The sequence below is a fragment of the Kitasatospora sp. NPDC059648 genome (assembly GCF_042734825.1).
Lineage (GTDB): Bacteria > Actinomycetota > Actinomycetes > Streptomycetales > Streptomycetaceae > Kitasatospora.
The window spans coordinates 42,546-64,015 of record NZ_JBHWDU010000037.1 but is presented as its reverse complement, the minus strand read 5'-3'; the positions used below and the strand labels follow the sequence as shown (position 1 = coordinate 64,015).

18 protein-coding genes are annotated in these 21,470 nt (G+C 72.6%); 6 read left to right on the top strand and 12 right to left on the bottom strand.

Annotation, left to right across the window (positions count from 1 at the left end; all coding sequences use genetic code 11):
- Window positions 1-38: 38 nt before the first annotated feature.
- On the bottom strand, window positions 39-911 hold the full coding sequence (locus ACFV1W_RS22330; protein ID WP_380418962.1) for a sterol desaturase family protein: 873 nt from the start codon (window positions 909-911) through the stop codon (window positions 39-41).
- Window positions 912-1,209: 298 nt separating this feature from the next.
- Window positions 1,210-1,434: a hypothetical protein gene (locus ACFV1W_RS22325; RefSeq protein WP_380418960.1), complete on the bottom strand. Its 225-nt coding sequence runs from the start codon at window positions 1,432-1,434 to the stop codon at window positions 1,210-1,212.
- On the opposite strand from ACFV1W_RS22325, the gene ACFV1W_RS22320 reads away from it, so the two are divergent.
- Window positions 1,421-1,687 carry a carbohydrate-binding protein gene (locus ACFV1W_RS22320; protein WP_380418959.1) on the top strand — a complete coding sequence of 89 codons (267 nt, stop codon included), beginning with the start codon at window positions 1,421-1,423 and terminating at the stop codon, window positions 1,685-1,687. The two genes, ACFV1W_RS22325 and ACFV1W_RS22320, sit on opposite strands and share 14 nt — an antisense overlap.
- A gap of 102 nt (window positions 1,688-1,789) precedes the next feature.
- Here ACFV1W_RS22320 and ACFV1W_RS22315 read toward each other — a convergent pair whose 3' ends face one another.
- Window positions 1,790-2,770 (bottom strand): hypothetical protein, encoded by a 981-nt coding sequence (locus tag ACFV1W_RS22315; RefSeq protein ID WP_380418958.1) that lies wholly within the window; start codon window positions 2,768-2,770, stop codon window positions 1,790-1,792.
- Complete coding sequence (locus tag ACFV1W_RS22310; protein WP_380418957.1) at window positions 2,767-3,354, bottom strand: hypothetical protein; 588 nt, start codon at window positions 3,352-3,354, stop codon at window positions 2,767-2,769. Before ACFV1W_RS22310 ends, ACFV1W_RS22315 begins: the two co-directional genes overlap by 4 nt.
- Before the next feature lie 356 nt (window positions 3,355-3,710).
- Here ACFV1W_RS22310 and ACFV1W_RS22305 point away from each other — a divergent pair, with 356 nt between their 5' ends.
- Window positions 3,711-4,955 carry a cytochrome P450 gene (locus ACFV1W_RS22305; protein ID WP_380418956.1) on the top strand — a complete coding sequence of 415 codons (1,245 nt, stop codon included), beginning with the start codon at window positions 3,711-3,713 and terminating at the stop codon, window positions 4,953-4,955.
- 716 nt (window positions 4,956-5,671) lie between these two features.
- Here the strand turns inward: ACFV1W_RS22305 and ACFV1W_RS22300 are convergent.
- The 8 genes from ACFV1W_RS22300 to ACFV1W_RS22265 all read right to left on the bottom strand — a co-directional run bounded on the left by ACFV1W_RS22300 (window position 5,672) and on the right by ACFV1W_RS22265 (window position 16,704).
- A complete protein-coding gene (locus tag ACFV1W_RS22300) occupies window positions 5,672-6,109 on the bottom strand; it encodes an SSI family serine proteinase inhibitor (protein ID WP_380418955.1) in 438 nt (145 codons plus the stop codon).
- A 146-nt stretch (window positions 6,110-6,255) separates the two neighbouring features.
- Entirely contained in the window at window positions 6,256-6,387 is a 132-nt protein-coding gene (locus ACFV1W_RS22295) for a hypothetical protein (RefSeq protein ID WP_380418954.1), read from the bottom strand.
- 25 nt (window positions 6,388-6,412) lie between these two features.
- Entirely contained in the window at window positions 6,413-7,372 is a 960-nt protein-coding gene (locus tag ACFV1W_RS22290) for a GlxA family transcriptional regulator (RefSeq protein ID WP_380418953.1), read from the bottom strand.
- Window positions 7,369-7,953, bottom strand: coding sequence for a cysteine hydrolase family protein (locus ACFV1W_RS22285; protein ID WP_380418952.1), 585 nt, complete (start codon window positions 7,951-7,953; stop codon window positions 7,369-7,371). Before ACFV1W_RS22285 ends, ACFV1W_RS22290 begins: the two co-directional genes overlap by 4 nt.
- Window positions 7,954-8,208: 255 nt before the next feature.
- Entirely contained in the window at window positions 8,209-8,637 is a 429-nt protein-coding gene (locus ACFV1W_RS22280) for a VOC family protein (RefSeq protein WP_380418951.1), read from the bottom strand.
- Window positions 8,638-8,720: 83 nt separating this feature from the next.
- On the bottom strand, window positions 8,721-12,947 hold the full coding sequence (locus ACFV1W_RS22275) for an NEW3 domain-containing protein (RefSeq protein ID WP_380418950.1): 4,227 nt from the start codon (window positions 12,945-12,947) through the stop codon (window positions 8,721-8,723).
- A 57-nt stretch (window positions 12,948-13,004) separates the two neighbouring features.
- The gene (locus ACFV1W_RS22270; protein ID WP_380418949.1) at window positions 13,005-15,485 is read right to left on the bottom strand and encodes a discoidin domain-containing protein; all 2,481 of its coding nucleotides are present in this window, start codon (window positions 15,483-15,485) and stop codon (window positions 13,005-13,007) included.
- A gap of 151 nt (window positions 15,486-15,636) precedes the next feature.
- Window positions 15,637-16,704, bottom strand: a complete 1,068-nt coding sequence (locus tag ACFV1W_RS22265; protein WP_380418948.1) for a LacI family DNA-binding transcriptional regulator — start codon at window positions 16,702-16,704, stop codon at window positions 15,637-15,639.
- A 166-nt stretch (window positions 16,705-16,870) separates the two neighbouring features.
- Between ACFV1W_RS22265 and ACFV1W_RS22260 the strand changes: the two genes are divergently transcribed.
- The 4 genes from ACFV1W_RS22260 (at window position 16,871) to ACFV1W_RS22245 (ending at window position 21,441) form a co-directional block, all read left to right on the top strand.
- Window positions 16,871-18,160, top strand: coding sequence for an ABC transporter substrate-binding protein (locus ACFV1W_RS22260; RefSeq protein ID WP_380418947.1), 1,290 nt, complete (start codon window positions 16,871-16,873; stop codon window positions 18,158-18,160).
- 198 nt (window positions 18,161-18,358) lie between these two features.
- Window positions 18,359-19,231 (top strand): carbohydrate ABC transporter permease, encoded by an 873-nt coding sequence (locus ACFV1W_RS22255; protein ID WP_380418946.1) that lies wholly within the window; start codon window positions 18,359-18,361, stop codon window positions 19,229-19,231.
- A gap of 3 nt (window positions 19,232-19,234) precedes the next feature.
- A complete protein-coding gene (locus tag ACFV1W_RS22250) occupies window positions 19,235-20,134 on the top strand; it encodes a carbohydrate ABC transporter permease (RefSeq protein ID WP_380418945.1) in 900 nt (299 codons plus the stop codon).
- Window positions 20,131-21,441, top strand: a complete 1,311-nt coding sequence (locus ACFV1W_RS22245; protein ID WP_380418944.1) for a glycosyl hydrolase — start codon at window positions 20,131-20,133, stop codon at window positions 21,439-21,441. Before ACFV1W_RS22250 ends, ACFV1W_RS22245 begins: the two co-directional genes overlap by 4 nt.
- Window positions 21,442-21,470 lie beyond the last annotated feature (29 nt).

Here is a 21,470-nt window from a genome sequence, read left to right as displayed (position 1 = left end):
CGCGGAGCGCCGCGGCGGGTGTTCGTCGGGGCCGGTTGTCAGACGGACTGCTCGGTGGTCTTCATCCGGCGCCACGGGTGCAGCAGGGTGGCGCCGAACTCGTCGGTGGTCGGGAACGCGGCCGGGTCGGCGAGGCCGACGGTCTGCGGCGTCCGTCCGGGCCGCCAGGTGAAGCTCCCGAACACGTGGTCCCACAGCGACAGGTCGGAGGCGTAGTGGCCGGCTTCGGCGAGGTCGGTGCTGTGGTGCAGGCGGTGGAGTTCCGGGCCGGCCAGCACGTGGCCGAGGAAGCCGATGCGGACGTCGATGTTGGCATGGACGAAATACCCCTGCGCCATGACGAATATTCCGACCACGAACACCGAATTCGCCGAGAACCCGATCAGGGCCAGCAGGAGTTGGACCACGGACTGTGCGAACAGGACGTCCAGGAAATGGTTCACGCCGTTGTTGGCGACGTTCACCTTGTCCGGCACGTGGTGCACGCCGTGCAGGCGCCAGAGCCACCGGTTGCGGTGCGACCAGCGGTGCACCACGTAGTCGCCGAGCGAGCCGAGCAGCAGGGCGAGCGGGATCTCCAGCGCGAACGGCAGCGCCGGACGGGCCGGGCCGAGCAGCTCCACCAGCGCGGTCACCAGCCCCTGAGCCAGCCCACCCCCGATCATGCTGAGCACGAAGTAGACGCTGTACCAGCGAAGTTCACGGCGACTGGGGTGCCAGTCGGTCCGGTACGGGATCACCCGCTCCAGCAGCGCCAGATAGCCGATGACGGCGATCAGCACGAGCGGGGAGACCTTGTCGGGTACCCAGTGGAACCGCAGTGTGGCGACGGCCGTGCACAGCACCCCCAGGAGCAGGAGCGGATGGGCGAGCCGGCGTGCGATGGCGGACAGCACGCTCCCCCTAGTTATTCGCGGACCAACGAACGGAAACGTCAGTGACTCTAGCGGGCGCCGCTGGAAGGTTCAGTCATTCGACGTGTTAACGCCATGAATAGCCCGATCGACGGAAGATCCGCGCACGAAATTGACGTCCGGGCGGCGCGAACGGGGCGCACTTCCGGCCGGGTTCGCGAGCCGCCGGAGCACGGCGCACGCGGTACCCGGACCGTCCACCGCCCCACGCCCCCCGCCCCCCGCCCCCCGCCCGGGCGTCGGAGGGCGAGACCCGGCCGGCGGTCGGGGACCGGGACCGCCCGGCGGTCGGGGATCAGGCCGGCGCGGGAAGCACCTCCACGCCCGGGGCAGCGTCCGCCCCGCCCCGGGCAGTGTCCGCCCCGCCCGGCAGCGGCGGCCGGAGCAGCACGGAGGCGAACGGGACGAAGGGGTCGGGCAACGGCAGCCCGGCGGTCTCGGCGCCACCCGCCGGGGTGACTGTCTCCTTCACCCCGTCCTCGGTGCAGTCCGGCGCCTCGGCCACGATGAACGTCGCCACCGCGGCGTCCACCGCCCCGGGCACCTACGGCATCACCGTCACCGGAACCGGCTCCGCCACCCACACCACCAGCCTCACCCTGGTCGTGGGCAACGGGAACCCCGGCCCCGGCAACGCCTGGACCCCTGGCACCACCTACCGGGCCGGCGACACCGTCACCTACAACGGCGTCAGCTACCGCTGCGTCCAGGGCCACACCGCCCAGGTCGGCTGGGAGCCGCCGATCGTCCCGGCCCTCTGGGAGGCGGTGTGACCGGCTGATCGGCTGAACGGCACCCGCTGAACCGCTGCGCGCCGCGGCCCGTCGAGGGGGGCGGACCGCGGCGCAGCCGTGTGCGGACGGGCGCACCTGCGGTCACCCGGGGTGGAGGGCCACCCGGACGTCGGCGTTCATCGGCAGGATCAGCAGGTTGCCGTGCTCCCAGGTCCAGTTGCGCGGGAGGAGGAACATCCGGTCGTCGGCCTGCGCGAGCAGTCGCAGGCCGCGGTAGCGGTACCGGAACCGGTCCTGCTGCCCGACGTCCGGCAGCGCCGTCTCCCACACGCCGGACCACTCCGATTCGCGGCACGCCTCGGTGTCCGGGTGAGCGCACGCGGAGAGGTCGAGATGGAGGCGCTCAGCGGTGTCGAGGATGACCGCGGGTCGGTCGAAGAGGCGCTTCGCGACCCGCTTGGCGTGGGCGGTCCCCGCGTCGTCGGCGTAGACCTCCGCCGCCCAGAAGGCGCACAGCGCGATGATCGCCACGCCGATGCCCATGGCGGCCCGCTCCCCCGGCGGCGGGACGCCGGTGCCGGAGCTGCGTCTGACCAGCAGCCGCGCCAGCACGACCAGCAGCAGCGCGCCGCCGATCATCAGCGGGGTGCCCAGGTCCCCGGCGCGGATCACCTGGAAGCCCGCGAGGAAGCCGAACGCCAGCAGGACGAGCGCCAGCACGGTGACCACCCGGCAGGCCCGGCGCACCGCCCGGGCGCCGGCCGGCCCGCGCCGGATCAGCCGGCCCGCGGCGTAGAACACCAGCGCCGCCGCCAGGGCGCCGAAGGCCGCGATTCCGGCCGGCAGGTAGAGCGCGGTCTCGCTGTCGACCAGGACCTCGCGGGTGGCGAAGCCGAGCGTCGAACTGTCGACGCCGAAGTAGCCGTAGTAGGCGCTGGTGTGGACGTAGCCGAAGAAGAACAGCAACGCGGTGACCAGACTGGTCGGGGCGATCCAGGTGGCGGCCTGCGCGAGCCAGGCGCTCGTCGGCGCGACGGGCGGCGAGGTGGGCGGCGGGGCCGTCGGTGGATCCGGCGGTGGGCTCGGCGGCGGCGCCTTCGGCTGGTCCTCCGGCTGGCTCAAGGGGTTCCGCCGTTGGGAGTCTCGACGGTGGGACTCTCCGGCTTCGGGCTCACGCCGCTCGGAACCCCGGTGGGACCGCCGGTCGGCGCCACGGACGGACCGTTCGTCGTGAGGGCCCCGGTCTGCGTCTCGGCCCGACCGTTCCTGCTCTCACCACCGATGGTCAGCGTGTAGCAGATCGCCGGGTTGGCACCCGGGGAGGGCGTATTCGGAAGGGTGAACGCCACCGGCGGGCTCACGCCGTCGACCAGTGTGACCTCCTGGCTGGTCGGGGTGGCGACGGCCGCGCCGTTCGAGCATTCGTGGACATCGCCGATGATCGCGTCGACCAGGAGCGGCGAGGCCGTCGACGCCCCGGAAGCGGCCGAGGTCGTGGCCGCCTGCCGGGAGGGCTCTGCCGTGGGCCTCAGCGTCATCACCACGCCCGTGCCCGACACCTCGGCCAGTGCCTGCGGCTCACCAGCGGTCGCGAACGAGCCGGACCCCTTCCCGGCGTGGGTCCTCGGCCCCTCCTGCTGCTCGCTCTCCGCGGGTTGGGAACCCGCCGGCTGGGAGCCCTGGCTACCGCTTCCCCCCGCACTCATGCTGCCGCCGGCCGGTGCCGGCCCGCCGCCCCCACCCCCGCAGGCCGTCAGCGCCGGCACCAGCAGAGCGGCGGCCAGCCTGCCTGCCCTCCCCGCGACGGTAGGACGGGCGGCACGGCGGGACGTCCTGGGCATACGGTCTCCCATGGCAGGGTCGGGACGGGAAGGGGGCCGGACCGGTCCCGCCGATCCCTACCCTTTCGGGCACGCCGGGACTGTCCTCCGCCCGGGTGGCCCGACGAACCGCGGATCACCCCGGGTCGCCACGCCGCGCCCCGGGCCCACCCGTCTGGCGTACAGTCAGCCGGGGCCTTCCGGGCCCCGCCACCCGTCGGCCGAGTCGAGGAGAACCGCTGGTGACCACGGACGCGGTCCCCGTACCGGAACTGGCCCCCGAGGCCGTCGAGCAGTGGCGCGCCGAGGAGGCCCCGCTGGTCGAGCTGCTCGCCCGGGCGCAGCGCGGGATCGGCGGCATCGCCGCCTTCCGGCTCGGCCCGACGCCGACCGTGCTGGTCACCGACCCGGCCGCGGTGCAGCACGTGCTGGGCCACCACCCCGACCGGTACGTCAAGCGCTCGCACCGGGCCCGGATGCTGGTCGGCGACGGCGTGCTGTCCGCCACCGGGGAAGCCTGGAAGCGTCAACGGCGCCTGCTGCAATCCCAGTTCACGGGCCCGGGCATGCGCCGCTACGAGCAGCGGATCGCCGCCGCCGCTCGCCGGACGGCGCAGCGCTGGGAGGGGTACCGGCGCAGCGGAAGGACCTTCGACGTCGGCGAGGAGATGCGCGGCTTCGCCCTGGACACCGTCTGGCGGGCGCTCACCGGACGGGAGCTGGACGACCGGACGGACACCGAACTGCGGGCGGTCGAACGGGTGGTGGCCGCGATGCCGACCCTGCCGACCAACGCGGGCGACTCCCGGGACGCCGTCGCCGAGGACCTCGCCCGGATCGACGCCGTCGCCCGCGCCGCGATCGAGGCGGCCCGCACCGCGGACACCGCTGAACCGTGGGTGCTCCGCGCCCTGCTCGACGCCGCCGGCCAACACCCGGAGTACACCGACCGGTTGATCCGCGACGAGCTGGTCACCCTGCTGGTCGCAGGCCACGAGACCACCGCCACCACCCTCACCTGGCTGTTCCTGCTGCTCGACCGCAACCCCGGGGCGCGCGACGCCGACCCGCACGCCCTGGTCAGCGAGACCCTCCGGCTCTACCCCTCCGCCTGGATGCTCCCTCGGCACGCCGTCGAGGACGACGTGATCGCCGGCCACCGCATCGCCGCCGGCACGGACGTACTGGTCTGCCCGTACCTCACCCACCGCGACCCGGCCCTGTGGCCCGACCCGGAACGCTTCGACCCCGCCCGCTTCGCTCCCGGCGCCACCCGCCCGGCCCAGCTCGGCGCCTATCTGCCCTTCGGCCTGGGCGCCCGCGCCTGCCTCGGCGCCCAGTTCGCCCTCCGCGAGACCACCGCACTGCTCGAACTCCTCCTCCCCCTCGGGCCCTTGGAGTTCCTCTCCCGCCCCACCGGCGAGGCCTTCAGCATCACCGTCCGCCCCGACGGCCCCGCCCCGGCAGTGCTGCGCCCTGCCTCCTGAACCGCCGCCCCGCGGATCTCCTCGGGACTTTCGCCGGAGGGCGACCCCGAGGCCGATCGGTCAGAGCGGTGGCGATCGCGACACGGTCCTGCTGGCTCAGCCTGGCGCCTGGCACGGGAGGCTCCTTTCGTCGGGCCTCGGGCCTCGGGCGACGACACCGGCATCCACGGCCCGCACGGCCGCTTCTACTCCGAGCTCGGCCCGATGGACGCCCCCGACCTCCCCGAGTACGACGTCACCGAGCTCAACCCGTCCTGGGGGTACGGCTCCGGCGCCCTCGTCTCCACCACGGGCGACCTGAGCACCTCCCTCCAGGCGCTGCCGGCGGGCCGTCTGCTGCCGCCCGCCCAGACCGCCGAGATGTTCACCATGCAGGACCCGGGCGACGGTGGATCCCCGATTCCCACTACGGCCTGGGCGTCGCCTCCCTCACCCTGTCCTGCGGCCGGGTGTGGGGCATGGGCGGCGCGATCAACGGCTCGTGGTCCTACACCTTCGGCACCCGCGACGACCGCCACCTGCTCTCCGCCTCGGTCAACGGCGACTGGGCCGACGGCGAGCAGTGGGGCCCGGTCTCGGTCCTCGCCGAGGAACTGGAGGCGAGTTCTGCGGCGCCACCGGCGCGTGACGCGCGGATGGTGCCCGAACGAGCGCGGCCGCTCCCGAACCCGGGAGCGGCCACGCCGTCAGTGCAGGGTCACTGCCGGGCGCCGGGCTCAGAAACCGAAGACGTCACCCGTGTACTTGGCCAGCTCGCTGCCGTTGACGTAGGTGTGCGACCAGTTGACGCCGGCCCCGCCCCAGCTGCCCTTCGCCGTGGCGGTGACCGGCGCCTGGAGGGCCATGACCATCCAGGTGGGGTGCACCAGCAGCTTGCTGAAGTCACCGTTGACGCCGACCAGTTCGGTGCAGGCCGCGTTCGGGTTGGTGACGGTGCCGGTGCCGGTGATGGAGGTTAAGCCGGATCCGTCCCGGACGGCGGAACAGGACAGGTCGGCCGAGGTCGTGGTACCCGTGGAGTCGGTCTTGGTCAGGTGGAGCGAGCCGAGCAGGGTGGTGTTCGTGGCAGCGGCTTGGGCGGTGCCGGCCATCAGGATCGCCGAGGCCGCGCCGGTCGCCAGCAGACCGGCGACCTTCATGGTGATGCGTCGCATTCGTGATGCCTCTCCTCTACGTTGCCCGGGCCTTGTGTTTCCGGGCAGCTGCGTGCGCTACGCAATCAACCGAAGTCGTGCGAAGCGTTACGATCATATGAACGAGTGTGTCAGGTTCATGAAAACCGCGATCACTGTGGCGCAGCTCACGCCTCGAACGCGATCTCGGAAGTGCCAGCCGACCTCGACTTCGCCGTCGCCGTCGGGACGGGCACCAGCAGCACCGTCCGGTCGGCCCGCTCCCAGGGGCGTACGGTCAGGCTCTCGGTGGTGAACACCGCGGCGGCAGGCGGGCCGGGGCCCTCAGGCCCGGGCAGGCCGACGCCCGGGCGCGCTCGCGCGCAGGCGGCGCAGCATCCGGGCGTCCTGGAAACCCACAGCCCGCGCCGCCGCCTCGGCGGTGGCGCCGTGGGAGATGAGGTGTTCGGCCCTTTCGAGCCTCAGCTCCTGCTGGTAGCGCAGCGGGGTGAGGCCGGTGGCCTCGGTGAAGTGGCGGGTGAGGGTGCGTTCGCTGACGCCGGACGCGGCCGCGAGCTCCGCGAGCCGCAGTCGGGTGGTGTACCCGGCGTCGATCAGGTCCTGGACGTGGTGGACGGCGTCGACGAGGTGGGCCCGGTGCCTGAGCATCGCGCTGGTCTGCTGCTCGTCCCCGTTGCGCCGGGCGTAGACGACCATCTCGCGGGCGATCCGGGCGGCGGCCGCGGGCCCGTGGCGGCCGGCGACCAGGTGGAGCGCGAGGTCGATGCCGCTGGCGATGCCCGCCGAGGTGACCACCCGTCCGTCCACCACGTACAGCACGTCGCGCACCACGCACGCCGCCGGGTGGCGGCGTGCGAGTTCGTCCTGCGCGTCGTGGTGGGTGGTGCAGCGGCGGCCGTCCAGCAGTCCGGCCCGGCCGAGCGCGTCCGCGCCGGTGCAGATGCTGGCGACCGTCCCGCCCGCCGCGTGGTGGGCGGCCAGCCGCTCCAGCGACGCCGGGGACGGTCCTCCGGAAGCGCCCGGGCCGCCGACGGAGGCGCCACCGCCCGGTGAGCGGGGTTCGCGCCACCCGGGGACGACGACCAGGTCCCCGGCCGACAGCGTCGGCCACTCGGTGGCGGCCCGGAGCGGCAGACCCTGCGCCGTCGGGACGTCCTCCTGCTCGGCCACGTAGCCGATCTCGTACCCGAGGCCCAGGTCGGCCGCGGTCGAGAACACCTGGGCGGGCCCGGCGAGGTCCAGCAGGTGCAGCTGCGGGACGAGCAGGAAGACGACGCGGGTCACGATCCGGTCAGCTCCTCGACGGTGGCGATCCGGGCGAAGCGGCCCGAGAGGGCGTACTCGGTGCGGGCCGTGATCTCCTCCGTGGAGAGCGTGCGCGGGTCCGCGAGGATCTCGGCGAGGCCGCGCCCGGGCGGCGCGTCCCGGTGCTCGATCGGGTGGGTCGCAGTGGCGTCGGTGACGAAGGTGACGTCGTAGCCGAGGTCTGCGGCGACCCGGGTTGTGGTCTCGCAGCACTGCTCGGTGCGGATGCCGCTGACGGTCAGTTCGCGGATGCCGCGCTCGGTGAGCTGCTGCTGGAGGTTGGTGGTGGTGAAGGCGTTGTGGGAGGTCTTGGTCAGGACGGGCTCGCCCTCGGCGGGCACCAGCCCGTCGATCATCCGCACGTACCCCAGGGCGGGGTCGAAGACCGTCCCGCTGCCCGCTTCGGCGTGCAGGAACCAGACGACCAGGTCCCCCTCGGCGCGGGCGTGTGCCACCAGCTTGTTCACCCGGGCGACGATATCGGGGTTGGAGACGGCCGCCCAGTTCTCCAGCCGGCGGAAGGATTCCTGGACGTCGATGACGAGGAGTGCTCTGTTCATGCCCCGATCCTGGCGGCCCCGGTGCCCTTCGCTGAAGACACCATCGGGGCCGGATCCGGAACGATCCGGTCAGCCGAGGACGGCGTTGGGGCCCCGGCGAACCAGGTGTTGTCGATGCTCTTCCGCCAGTTGGGCACGGTCCGGGTCATCGCGTGGCACCAGGTGCAGACCCGCACCTCGCGGTTCCGCCGCGAGGGCGGAAGATTCACCGCCGCCGCCTCGCTCCGGGGAGCGGGGCGGCCGCCGGTCACGACCTCAGTCCAGGCAGAACTCGTTGCCCTCGATGTCCTGCATCGAGATGCAGGAGTCGTGGCCGTCGTACAGCACCTGCACCCGTACCGCGCCCAGCGCGAGCACTCGCTCGCACTCGGCCTCAAGGACGGCCAGGCGCTCCTCGCCCACGAGCCCCGTACCGACCCGCACGTCGAGGTGCACCCGGTTCTTGACGGCCTTCCCCTCGGGAACGCGCTGGAAGTACAGTCGCGGACCGACCCCCGTGGGATCGCTGCAGGCGAACCACGAGCCCCGCTCCTCGGGAGAGCGGGAATTCTCGTAGTCCTCCCAGGTGGCGAACCCGTTCGGTGGCTCCGGGGGGACATAGCCCAGCACCTCGCACCAGAAGCGGCCGACGCGCTCGGGCTCCGCACAGTCGAAGGTGACCTGGAACTGCCTGATCGTTGCCATCGGCCCACCATAGTGGCGCGCGCTGGCCGCCGGACAACCGATTCCGGCGTCAGGAGGGGGACGCCCGTCGAGCGGACCGGGAGTCATGCCTCCACCACCAGGGCGACGGTCGGGGCGTACTGGCAGCGACCGAACCACATCACCTTGGCCAGCGCCCAGTAGGTGCCCGGGTCGGTGGACTCGGGGGCGGCGACCGCGAAGTCGACGGTCACGGAGGAGCCGGCCGGGACGGTGAAACCGCGCACCGGGTCGGCGATCGCCTCCCAGGTGCCCCACGGGGAGACCACCTGGAGCTCGCCCCGGATCTCGCCACGCGTCCGGTTGGTGAGGGTGAGGCCGAAGGTGGTGCGGCCGCCGGGGGCCAGGTGCAGGGACTCGGCGGAGACGTCCACGGAGAGGCCGGTGTCCCGGGCGGTCACGGCCTTGGTGCCCTGGGCCGCCGTCCAGTCCTCCGGGGCGTCCCCGGGGGCGGGCATCAGCTCGGGCAGGTCGCCGACCGCGATCGTGACCACGTCCTCGATCTGCTGGCCGCCGTGCTCGATCCGGACGGCGGCGAAGTGCAGCCCGCCTTCGGCGTCCTTGGGCGGAGTGAGCGTGACCGGGAAGCGCAGGTGGCCACCGGGTTCCAGGCGGTACGGCCGGCTGCCGAGGCCGGTCGTCCAGCCCTCGGGCGGCAGGACGACGGCCGTGCCCTCGACGGCGGCATCGCGGAGCTGCGAGGAGAGGGCGACCGAGAAGGTCACCGCCTCCCCCGCCGTCCGCAGCAGGCCCGGCGAGGCGCCGACCGACACGGGCAGGTAGCCGAGCGGGGCCGGGCCCCGGTTGTGCAGCCAGTAGCGGGCGTGGACGGGCTGGGCGGGTTCGGCGACCGGGCCGAGCACGGGGCCGTCGACGGGAACGGCCGGCCCGGGAACCGCGGGAGTCGCGAGCAGGGTGGCGATCTGCGAACCTGCCAGCTCCAGGCGCTCGGCCGGCTCCCCGAGCGGGCGTTCCAGCAGGTCGGCGGGCCGTACCCGGTCCAGCCCGAGCGCGCCGCCGAGCTCGGCCGTCCGCCCGAGACCCGTGGACTCGACCAGTCGGACGGTGAGGTCGCCGCCCCCGCCCGCCGCCGAGCCGTGGGCGATCGGGTTCCCGGCCGGTTTCAGCGCGCCCAGCAGCACCTCGCGCTGCGGTTCGACCCGCAGCCAGGACAGCGCGGGCGGCAGCGGCCCGTCCTGGGCCTCCACCACCCGCGCGTACAGCGGGTGGTTGAACTCCTGGCCCCGGGCGGGCAGGGCCTGCGCCCGCCAGTCGCCGTCGCCGCCGACCAGTGCGTAGCTGAACTCGTGTGTCCAGCGCTGGAGTTGGAAGGAAGCCCCGTCCGGCAGGGTGCGCCGGGGCGGGTCGATCCAGACTCCGGACGGCCAGCCGGTGCAGGAGCGCATCAGTGACAGGTGCAGCGCGCCGGTGGCGTCCACCGCGAAGCCGGGCAGGCCGAAGCCGAGCAACGCCACGGTGTGGTCGGCGAGTCGGTCCTGGACCGGGGCAGGGCAGACGGCGGTGAGGCGGGCGTCCGCGAGGTCGTCCACCAGGGCCGGAAGATCGGTGACGACCAGCGCGGGCAGGGCGCGCAGGTCGCGCAGATCGGCGCCCGGCCGCCACACCTCGGCGAGCGGCGTCAGGGCCGGCACCCACACCGCTCCGTGCGCCTTCAGGGCGGCCGCGTACTCCTCCCCCGACCCATCGATCAACTCCCTCGCCGCCTCGTTGACTTCCGGTCCGCCGACGACGATCCGGAAGTCCGGCAGGTTGGAGTCCACGTCGAGCCAGCCGTACCGCGCCCAGTCCGCCCCCGAGGTGGTGGCGGTCACCCCGACGCGCGCGAGGGCGACCACCAGCGGGCGGGCGCCGGCCGAATCGTCCAGGGAGGGCACGACGACCTCGGCCACGCCCAGCGCCCGGGAGCCGGTCACCCCGCCCGCCGCGTCGGTGAGCACGGCCCGGGCGGTGGCGCCCAGGCCGAACCAGGTGTTGGCCGGGTTGTCCAGCGTCCAGGGCGCCTCCGCCGAGTCGACGTCCGGCATCGCGAAGCCGCGCCCGATGACGGCTCCGCCGACCTCGCTGACCGGCAGTCCGCCGGGCACGTCGACCGGGAAGCGCAGCCGCAGCAGCCGGTCGGCGCCGGAGTGGTCGACGACCCGGGTCCGGCAGTCCACCCGGTCCAGGCCGCGCCACAGCGTGACCGTCTGCTCGTAGCGGATGCCGTCGACCGTGCCCTCGATCACCAGCCGCTCGCCGAGCGGTCCGGTCTCCCGACGTACGTCCGCAGGTGTGGAGCCCGAGCCGAGCACCGGGCCGCTCGGCACCAGGTGCCAGGGGCCCTCGCCGAAGTCGGGGTGCTGCGGGTACTCCTCGTACACCCGCAGCTCGTTGCCGAGACGCCCCTCCTGGATCAACTCCCGTTCGTGCAGCAGGTCGTACACCGAACCGAGCCCGCCACCGCGGGCCGGGTCGGCGGTCACCCGGTACCGTTCGCCGGCGATCACGGCCCCTTCGGCGGCCGTCCACGCCGGATCGGCGTCGCCTTCCGCCAGCCGCCAGGTGCGCCAGCCGAGCGCGGGGACGTCCTCGGCGAGGAAGCGCAGCGTGCCCCGGTCGACCACGCTCGGCACGGGCGCTCCCGCCTCGTCCAGCACCCGCACCGACCGCGCCCCGTCGGGGAGTTCGACGGCCACCAGGTCCGTCCGCTCGAAGGACAGCGTGTTGGTCACCACCACCGCTGCCCCGAGACCCACCGTGGACCCCTGGCCCACCGCCGACCCGAGCCCCAGCGTCGAGATCCGCGCCGTCAGCGCGTCCAGCGCCGTGTCGCGGACGGCCGAGGCGAGGTCGTACGCCTCCCGCCAGCCGCCGAGCAGGTCCAGGTACACCTGGTCCGACTCCGAGCCGGTGATCGCGTCGTGGTGGGCGCCGTAGGCGAGTTGGCGCCACACCTTGTCCAGCGCCCCCGCCGGGTACCGCCCGAGTCCGTTCACGACGGCGAGCGTGGCGAGCTTCTCCGCGTCCACCGCCGCAGTCTCGGCCGCCCGTTGGGCCTGCTTGGTGTCGATGTACGAGACGTCCTTGCCGGTGTACACCGGGTTCATGTCGCGGGTCTGCGGACTGGGCCGGCGCCCGGTGGCGTCGAGTTCGGCGCGTACGGCGTCCAGGAAGTCGCGCGGGGTGGCGCAGACGAAGCGCGGCCACAGGTACTTGGCGCCCCAGGAACGATGGATCTCGGTGACCCACCTGTTCGGCGGGGTGCAGTCCGTCCCCACCGGCAGCAGCAGGTTCTTCGTCGCCCCGACCGGCTTGAGCTTGCGGTACAGCTCGTACACGGCCCGCTCGGCGCCGGCGAGGTCCGGGGAGGAGTCCATCCACCAGCCGGCCGAGTAGTGGTGGGGCATGTAGTGGGTGAGTACGCCCTCCCCTCCGGGCGCGATCCACTCGAACTCGCTCGGGAACTGCATCACCCGGGCGTCGTCCTTGCCCTCGCGGAAGTTCTTCTGGACCGGCCCCCACTGGTGGAACGGCCCGCGGGCCCAGGCGCTGCCGGTGAGGCCGGCCGCGGCGAGGTGGCCGGGGAACTGCGGGTCGTGCCCGAACACGTCCAGCTGCCAGGCGGTCCGGGGATCGCCGCCGAGGATGTCACGCTGGTAGCCGATGCCGTAGACGATGTTGCGGATGGTCGTCTCGGCGCCGGTGAGGTTGGTGTTGGGCTCGTTGTAGGTGCCGCCGACGAGTTCGACCTGTCCGCGCTCCAGCAGCAGGCGCAGGGTCTCGCGGCGTTCCGGGTGCTGGTCGAAGTACGGCTTCAGGTAGTCGACCTCGGCGAGCACGAACCTGTACACCGGGTCCCGCAGGGCGAGGTCGAGGTGCGCGTCCACCAGGGCGAAGCCGTTGCGTTCCCAGGGCGGCCGGGTGGTGGCGTCGGCGGAGAGCAGTTCCCAGGAGGAGGTGTAGGCGGCCTGGGTGTTCCACCACACCGGGTCGTAGTGGAAGTGGGAGACCAGGAACATCGTCCAGCCCGGCTCGGCGACCTCCACGACGCCCGGCAGCTCGCTGGACGACGTCCGTACCGTCACGGGGAGCCGGTCGCCCGGGGAGGCCCCGGTGATCTCCAGGGGCACTTCGACCAGCCCCGTGCCGGTCGCCTCGCCGCGAACGCCCGGACCGCTGACGGTGATCCGGGCGTCCGGTCCCTCGATCGTCACCCGCAGCAGCTGGCGCGGGGCGTCCTCGGGGCCGGTGAACAGGTCGGTGCTCTCGACGGCGGTGATGGTGACCGGCACGGCGGTTGGTCCTTTCCTGACGGAACCCTGCGAGGGCGTTCGAAGGCGTTCGAGGCCCTACTGGCCCCAGGCCTCGAACTCGTAGATGCGGGCGGCCGGGTCGGTGCTCTGGGTGGGTCTGGTGACCACCAGCCGGACGTAGCGGGCGGTGGTGTTCACCGGATGGGTGGTGGTGCCCGCGGTGTTGCCGGTCACGGTGGCGACCGTCGTCCACGGGTCGGTGGTCTTCGAGCGGACCTGGATGGAGAAGTCCCGGGTGTTGTAGGAGGCGCTCTCGCCGCCCGCCTGGGCGTGCTTGACCACGAACCTGTCCAGCTTCTTCCCCGAACCGAGGTCCACCTCCAGCCACTTGGCGGAGGTGAGCGTGCACCACTTGTCACCGGTCCCGCCGCCGACGCTGCCGTTGACGGCCTTGGCCGGGCCCTCGTCGGCGTTGCACCGGCCGGAGGCGGTGGCCGGGCGGTTCAGGGCCAGGTCGGTCGAGGTCGAGGGCGGCGTCCCGTTCCAGCCCACCACCGTGGAGGCGACGTCGGAGTGCCCGTAGGTGGTGGACACCGCCTCGACGTCCAGCGTCGTACCGGCCTCCCCGCCGGCCCGGTCGAGCCGCCCGAGGAAGTAGGCGTCGTTGGGGGTGGCCCCCAGGAAGGTGCGGCTGCCGTCCGCGTTGCGCCGGTACACCTCGTAGTGGTGGACGTTTCCGCCGGGCGCGGCCGTCCAGGAGAGCCGCAGCGACTGGCTGGCACCCGCGGTCACGTCGCTCGCGCCGAGGACGGTCACGCCGCTCGGTGCCGCCGGCTTCTCCACCGAGCCGTCGTGGAGGGCGACCTGGCCGACGCGCAGATCGTACGCCGCGTCCGGTCCGGAGGAGCCGTCCACCTGCAGCGCCAGCTGGGAGATGGTCCGGCCCGCGTAGCGGGAGAGGTCCAGCGTGTGCCGCTCCCAGCCCGTCCCGGTGTTGCTCCCGACGTCCACGGTGGTGAAGCTGCCCGGGGTGTCGGTGAAGGAGACCGCCGCCTTGAGCCTGGTCGGGCCGGCGGCCGGGCTCTTCACCACGAGGTCGAGTCCGGTGTCGGCGGCGACCGGCAGGCTGGTCTGGTAGAGCCGCACGGTGTTGGTCGAGTCCAGGGTGCCGCTCAGCCGCAGTGAGGAACCGCCCTGGTAGGAGTCGGTGAAGTCGATCGACGGACGGAGCCTGCTGCCGCCGGAGCTGACCACCCAGCGGTAGGTCGGCGGGACGTCCTGCAGCGAGAGGTTGTTCCAACCGCCGGTGGCGACCCGGTTCCCGGCCGCGTTGTAGAAGTCGCCCTGGCCGGTGTCGAAGTTGGTGACGAAGGGCTTGGTGGTGATCGGCGAGGACTCGGCGACGTAGCCCGCCAGACCCGGCCAGCCGCTGGAGAGGACGGTGTTCGACGGATCGCCGGAGGCGCCGACCCAGTAGCGGGCGTCCTTGGCGTAGAAGTCGGCACGGTCGGTGGCGGACTTCCAGGTCCACTCGGGGCGGTAGAGGCCGAGCGAGGTGGTGTGCGGCTGCCCGGCCGGGAAGAGGGTGTTCCAGTCGACGGAGGTGTTGTAGCCGTTCGCCTCGGTGTCGATGCCGGAGTACAGGTCGTACTCGCTGCGGCCCAGTTGACGGGCCAGGGTGCGGGAGGAGTCCAGGCCGTCGGACGTCCAGCCGAAGTTGAGGAACATCGAGTCCGAGGTGCGCTTCGGACCGTCCTGGAGGAAGGGCGAGTTGGCGGAGGTGAGGGCGTCCTGCCAGTCGACGGCGCCCGAGGTGGTCATCGCGTCGTACCACATGAACTCGGTGCCGCTCTTCGCCTCGGTGTACTGCACCAGGTTGCGCACCTCGGTCGCGAGGCCCGAATCGCCGCCGCCCGTCTCCTGGTTGACGAACCAGCCGTCGAAGCCGTAGTACCGGGCCGCCTGCACCAGCTTGTCCGCGACGGGGTAGTGGTCACCGGACTTCCGGACGAAGTCGCGCACCCACTGGAGCCGGCCACCGTAGGCCGCGGGCGGGAAGAAGACGGTGCCGTAGACCTTGACGCCGTTGCGGTGGGCGGCGTCGGTCACGGTCGGGTTCGGCGCGAGGATCAGGCCCTCACCGGCGGAGCCGCCCCAGAACACCAGCTTGTCGACGTACTGCCAGTAGCCGAAGGCGTAGTAGTCGGGGTCGGCGGAGCCCTGGGAGGGGTTGTTGGAGGTGGGGGCGAAGGACACCAGCGAGGCGATCTTCCCCTCGCCCGCACGGGCGTTGGGGTTCGCGGCCAGGGCCGGGTCGCTGGTGCGCGGCTGGAGCGGGACGCGGGAGCGGTTGAACCGGGCGTCCCGATCGGTGGCCGGGTCCCAGTTGAGGATGGTGCTGGGGTACCAGTACGAGGCGTAGGGCTGGTTCCCGGAGGCGGCCGCGACCGGCCGGGCCGGAACGGCGGGGGCGGGGTCGGCGAGGGCGGTGGCGGGGTCGGCCTGGGCAGCCGGTACGACGCCCAGGGCGGCAGTCGCGAGCGCGGCACTGAGCAGCAGGGGGAGACGTCTGGACATGCGGTGGCTCCGATCGAGCGGAGTGGGTGGGGCCGGGCCCACCGGCAGCGGCAGGCCCGGGTGCATGCGGGCGCGGCGGTGCTCATCGAGGGGAGTGCGGCGGACATGACAGCCAGCGGTGCGCAGGCCGGACCTCCTCGGCGCAGCGAGGCTAAACCGGTTCAGAACCCGTGTCAACGAATCGCGCAGCGACCACACCCACCGGTGACGGCGGCGAGGTGGACTCCCGTACGGTCAGCCGGGGTGTGGGCATCTGCAGGTCCCGCCCGGGCCCGGTGCCGTCCACCACCTCCAGCAGGCTGCGCGCGACCTGCTCGCCGAGCGCGAAGGTGTCCCGGCTGAGCGCGGTCAGCGGTGGGTGGACGATCCGGGCGAGCACCGAGTCGTCGAAGGAGACGATGGACAGCTCCCCGGGCACGGCGACGCCCATCTCCCCCGCGACGCCGAGTCCGGCGACAGCCATCACGTCGCTGTCGTAGACGATCGCGGTGGGCCGCCCGGACCGGGAGAGCAGCGCACGGGTGGCCGCCGCACCCTCGGCGTCGCTGAAGTCGGTGGGCACCGACACCGCCTCCTCCAGCCCGAGCCGGCGCGAGGCGTCGCGCAGCGCGCGGATCCGCCGCTGGGTGTGCTGGAAGTGCGGCAGCCCGGCGAGGTGGGCGATCCGGCGGTGCCCGATGGCGGCCAGGTAGTCGACGATGGAGAGCATCGCCTCCCGGTCGTCGGCCCAGATCCGCAGCTGGTTGCCGCCCTTGCCGGGCCCGCCGAGGACGACGGCGGGCAGCCCGAGTTCGTCCAGCACCGGCAGCCGCGGGTCCCTGACCTGGAGGTCCACCACCACGAAGCCGTCGACCCGGTGCTCGGAGGCCCAGCGCCGGTAGACCTCGATCTCGGCGGCGGTGTCCTCGACGACCATCAGGTGCAGCGCGACCGAGCTGGCCGAGAGCACCGCCTGCAGCCCGGAGAGGAGGTGGCTGAAGAAGGGTTCGACGCCGATGGTGCGGGCGGGGCGGGCGATCACCAGGCCGACGGCGTCGGACCGGGCCCCGCCGAGGGCGCGCGCGGCATGGTGGGGCCGCCAGTTCATCTCCTCGGCGACCCGCAGGATCCGGTCCCTGGTCGCCTCGCTGACGCCCGGTCGGCCGTTGAGCGCGAAGGAGACCGCGCCCTTGGAGACGCCGGCCCGGCGCGCGATGTCGGCGATCGTCGGTCTGCCCACGGGACCCGACTCCTTCTCTTGACAGCCAAGTTTAGGCCGGAGCATAGTCCCTGCCAGAGCTAGACCGGTTTAGTACGTCGTTTCCGAAACACGACCCGACCGAAGAACCCACCCACCCCCGAGCTCGGCGCGATCCCCCACCCACCCCCAGGACCGGGAGACACTCATGCGAAGAATCTGGGCGGCACTGACGACGACGGCCCTCACCGCCGCGGCCCTCACCGGCTGCGGACTCGGCTCCGGAGACAGCAAGAGCAGCGACGGCGTGGCGAGTGCGGCCGCCGCCGGCGAGGTCAAGGGCAAGGTCTCGATCCAGACCTGGGCGCTCAAGCCGAAGTTCACCGACTACATGCAGGGCGTGATCGACGGTTTCAAGAAGAGGTACCCCGGCCTCGAGGTCGACTGGCTGGACCAGCCCGGCGAGGGCTACTCCGACAAGGTGCTCAGCCAGGCCGCCTCCGGCACCCTGCCCGACGTGGTCAACCTCCCGCCGGACTTCGCCTTCCCGCTCGCCAGGAAGGACGTCCTGCTGGACGTCGCCAAGGCCGACCCCAAGCTCGCCGACGAGTACGTGGCCGGCGGCGTGGAGGCCTACCGCTACAACGGCTACCAGGGCACCTTCGGCTACCCCTGGTATCTCAACACCGACGTCGACTACTGGAGTTCGGAGCTCCTCACGAAGGACGGCCTGGACCCGAAGAAGCCCCCGACCACCCTGGACGAACTCATCGCCCAGGCCCGGGTGATGAAGGAGAAGTCCGGCGGCCAGGACTACCTGATGAGCCGCAAGCCGGGCCTCGGCGACCTCTACGACATCGGCGTGAAGATCATGGCCGACGACGGCAAGTCCTTCACCTTCAACACCCCCGAGGCCGCCGCGCTGCTCGACAAGTACCGCGACGCCTTCAAGGAGGGCCTGATGCCGAACGGGGTCCTCACCGACACCTACGCCGGCAACTCCAAGCTCTTCAGCTCCGGCACCGTGGCCTGGACCACCGGCGGCGGCAACTACATCACCAGCCTCGCCACCGACAACCCGACCCTCGCGCCGAAGGTCGTCGCCTCCCCCGCGATGGGCACCCCGCCGCTGTACGTCCAGGGACTGTCCATCCCCAGGAACACCAAGAACCCGGCCGCCGCGGTCGCCCTCGCCCGCTGGGTCACCAGCCCCGAGAACCAGGCCGCCTTCGCCCACCTGACCAGCGTCTTCCCGTCCACCAAGGCCTCCGCCGACGACCCGTTCTTCAGCAGGAGCGACGGCACCAACGCGGGCGACGCCAAGGTGATCGCCTTCGCCTCGCTGGCCAAGGCCAGGCTGATCCAGCCGGTCGAGGTGGACGACGCGATGGGCACCGTCGTCAAACAGCAGTTCGCCCTCGCCATCAGCGGCCGGACCAGCTCCAAGCAGGCCCTGGACACCGCCGTCGAGCAGTGCGACAAGCTGCTCAAGGGCTGACCCCCACCACGCCCGGAGCCCCGACCGGCGACGCGGCGGGCCTCCCCCACGCCCGCCGCCCCCGGGAACGCCCCGCACCCCCGTGATCCGGGGCGGCCCCGTACTACGGCCCGCAACCCCGGGCGGCCCCGTACCACGGGCCCCGGAACGCCCCGCACTCCCGGCCCCCGGAAGGCCCCGCCCCAGGAAGGCGACAGCATGACCCACCGGCGCTGGTTCACCCCGTGGCTGCTCGCCGGCCCCGCAATGGTCTGGCTGGCCGTCCTCAACCTCTGGCCGGCCGTCAACACGGTGATCCTCTCCTTCACCAACGCCAAGCCGATCGGCGGCGGCCGGTTCACCGGCCTGGAGAACTACGGCCGGCTGTTCGACGACGCCCAGCTCGCCGACGCCCTGCTCAACAGCATCGTCTTCATGCTGGTCTGCCTCCCCCTCCTCACGGTCCTCCCCCTGCTGCTCGCCCTGCTCGTCCAGCGCCCCATCCCCGGCATCACCTTCTTCCGCACCGCCTTCTACACCCCGGTGATCGCCTCCGCCGTCGTGGTGGCGCTGATCTGGGGCTGGGTGCTGGACGACCGGGGCCTGGTCAACGGCCTGCTCCGGCAGAGCGGCCTCGCCCACTCCCCGGTCCCCTTCCTCACCGACCGCTGGCTGCTGCTGTTCAGCGCGATCGCCCTGACCGTCTGGAAGGGCCTGGGCTACTACATGGTCATCTACCTCTCCGCCCTCGCCAACGTCCCGCGCGAACTGCACGAGGCGGCGGCCGTGGACGGCGCGAGCCCGCTGGGCCGCTTCTGGCACGTCACCCTGCCGGGGGTGCGCCCGACCATGGTGCTGATCTCCGCCCTCGTCTCGGTGAGCTCGCTGCGCGTCTTCTCCGAGCTGTACGTGCTCTCCAACGGCCTGGGCGGCCCCGGCGGCCGCGACATGTCGGTGGTGATGCTGATCCAGATGTACAGCCGCGGCTTCAACGGCCACCTGGGTTACGCCTCCGCGCTCAGCCTGATGCTGTTCGTCATCACCCTCGGCCCGATGCTGTTACTGCTGCGGCTGAACCGGAAGGCGGCCTGACCCGTGACCACCGTCCGCGAACCCGGAACCACCGTCCGCACCGCGCCCGTCCGCACGAAGCCGGCGCGCGGCTTCGACACCCCCTCCCCCGCCCGGACCGCGGCCCGCTACCTGCTGCTCCTGCTCGTCCTGCTCCTGGTGATCGGCCCCTTCCTGTGGCAGCTGTCCACCTCCCTCAAGGGCGCGGGGGAGGACGTCTACTCCCGCACCCCGAGCTTCCTGCCCGACCAGCCCACCACCGGCAACTACGGCCAGGTCGCCGACACCATCCCGGTGTGGACCTACGCCCTCAACTCGGTGATCGTCGCCGCCGTCTGCATCACCGGCAACGTGGTCGGCTGCACCCTGGCCGGGTTCGCCCTGGCCCGGCTGCGCTTCCGCGGCGCCAGGCTGCTCCTTGGACTGTTCCTGGCCACCCTCGTACTGCCCGGCGAGGTCACCATCGTCTCCCAGTACGTGCTGGTGCGCGCACTCGGCCTGGCCGACAGTCTGCTCGGCGTCGCCCTGCCCGGGGCGATCGCCATGCTCAACGTGCTGCTGATGCGCACCGCCTTCGCCGCCGTGCCCACCGAACTGGACCAGGCCGCGCTGGTCGACGGCGCCAACGTCTGGCAGCGACTGTGGCACATCGGCCTGCCGAACGTGCGCGGCATGCTCAGTGTGATCGTCATCTTCACCTTCATCGGCGCCTGGGACGACTTCCTCTGGCCGCTGATCGTGCTCAACGACCCGCAGAAGTACACCCTCACCGTCGGACTCCAGTACCTCAACGGCACCTTCTCCGCCAACCCCCGGCTGATCGCGGCCGGCACCGTGATCGCCTTCCTGCCGATCGTCGTGGTGTTCGCCGTCTGCCAGCGATTCTTCTTCAAGGGCGTCGAGGAGGGAGCCGTCAAGGGATGAGCCCGTCTCCCGCAGGCCCCAGCTCAGTCGAGGATGCCCCCGTGACCACCGTTCCCCGAGCTCCGCGTTTCGGCGTCAACTACACCCCCAGCGCCGGCTGGTTCCACCACTGGCTCGACTTCGACCTCGACGCCGTGCGCGCCGACCTCGACTCCATCGCCGCCCTCGGCCTGGACCACGTCCGGGTCTTCCCGCTCTGGCCGCTGTTCCAGCCCAACCGCACCCTGATCCGCCCGCGCGCCGTCGAACAGCTGACGGCCCTGGTGGACGCGGCCGGCGAACGCGGCCTCGACGTCGCGGTGGACGGTCTCCAGGGCCACCTGTCCAGCTTCGACTTCCTGCCGTCCTGGACCCGGACCTGGCACCGCCGCAACATCTTCACCGACCCCGCGGTCCTCGACGGCCAGGCCGCCTACCTGCGCACCCTCGCCGGAGCACTGCGCGAGCGCCCGAACTTCCTCGGCATGACGCTCGGCAACGAGGTCAACCAGTTCTCCGGCGGTCCGCACCCCGACCCGGACGAGGCCACCCCTGCCGAGGCCGAGGCCTGGCTGCGCCGGATGCTCGCCGCCTGCGAGCGCGGCGCGCCCGGACGGCTGCACCTGCACGCCTCGTACGACGCGGCCTGGTACCTGGACGGGCACCCGTTCACGCCCTGGCACTCGGCCCGCCTGGGCACCGCCACCGCCGTGCACTCCTGGGTGTTCAACGGCACCGCCCAGCGCTACGGCGCCCGCTCCACGGCCACCGCCCAGCACGCCGCCTACCTGGTCGAGCTCTCCAAGGCCTGGGCCGACGACCCGGCCCGTCCGGTCTGGCTCCAGGAGGTCGGCGCACCCGCCCCGCACATCACCGCCGAGGACGCGGCCCGCTTCACCGGTGCCACCGTCGAGGCCGTGCTGGACTGCCCGGACCTCTGGGGCGTCACCTGGTGGTGCTCCCACGACGTGGACCGCTCGCTCGCCGACTTCCCCGAACTGGAGTACGACCTCGGCCTGTTGACCACCGGGCGGGCCGTCAAACCGGCCGGTGCCCGGCTCGCCGAGGCCGCCGCCGAGGCCCGCCGAGGCTGGCAGCCGCCCGAGCCGCGCAGCACCGCCGTGGTGGTCGCCACCGGGGACGAGGTCACCTCGCCGCGCCGGTCGGTCTGCGGCCCCGGCGGGGCGGTGTACGAGGCCTTCATGCGCCTCGCCGAGGCCGGGGCCCGCCCGACCACCGTGCTCGCCGAACGCGCCGGGGACCGGGCACACCTGGCCGCGCGCGGCATCACCGAGGTGGTCCACCCCTCCGACGTACGTTCTCTCTAGACAGCGCTGTCCCTCGCCACGCAACGGAG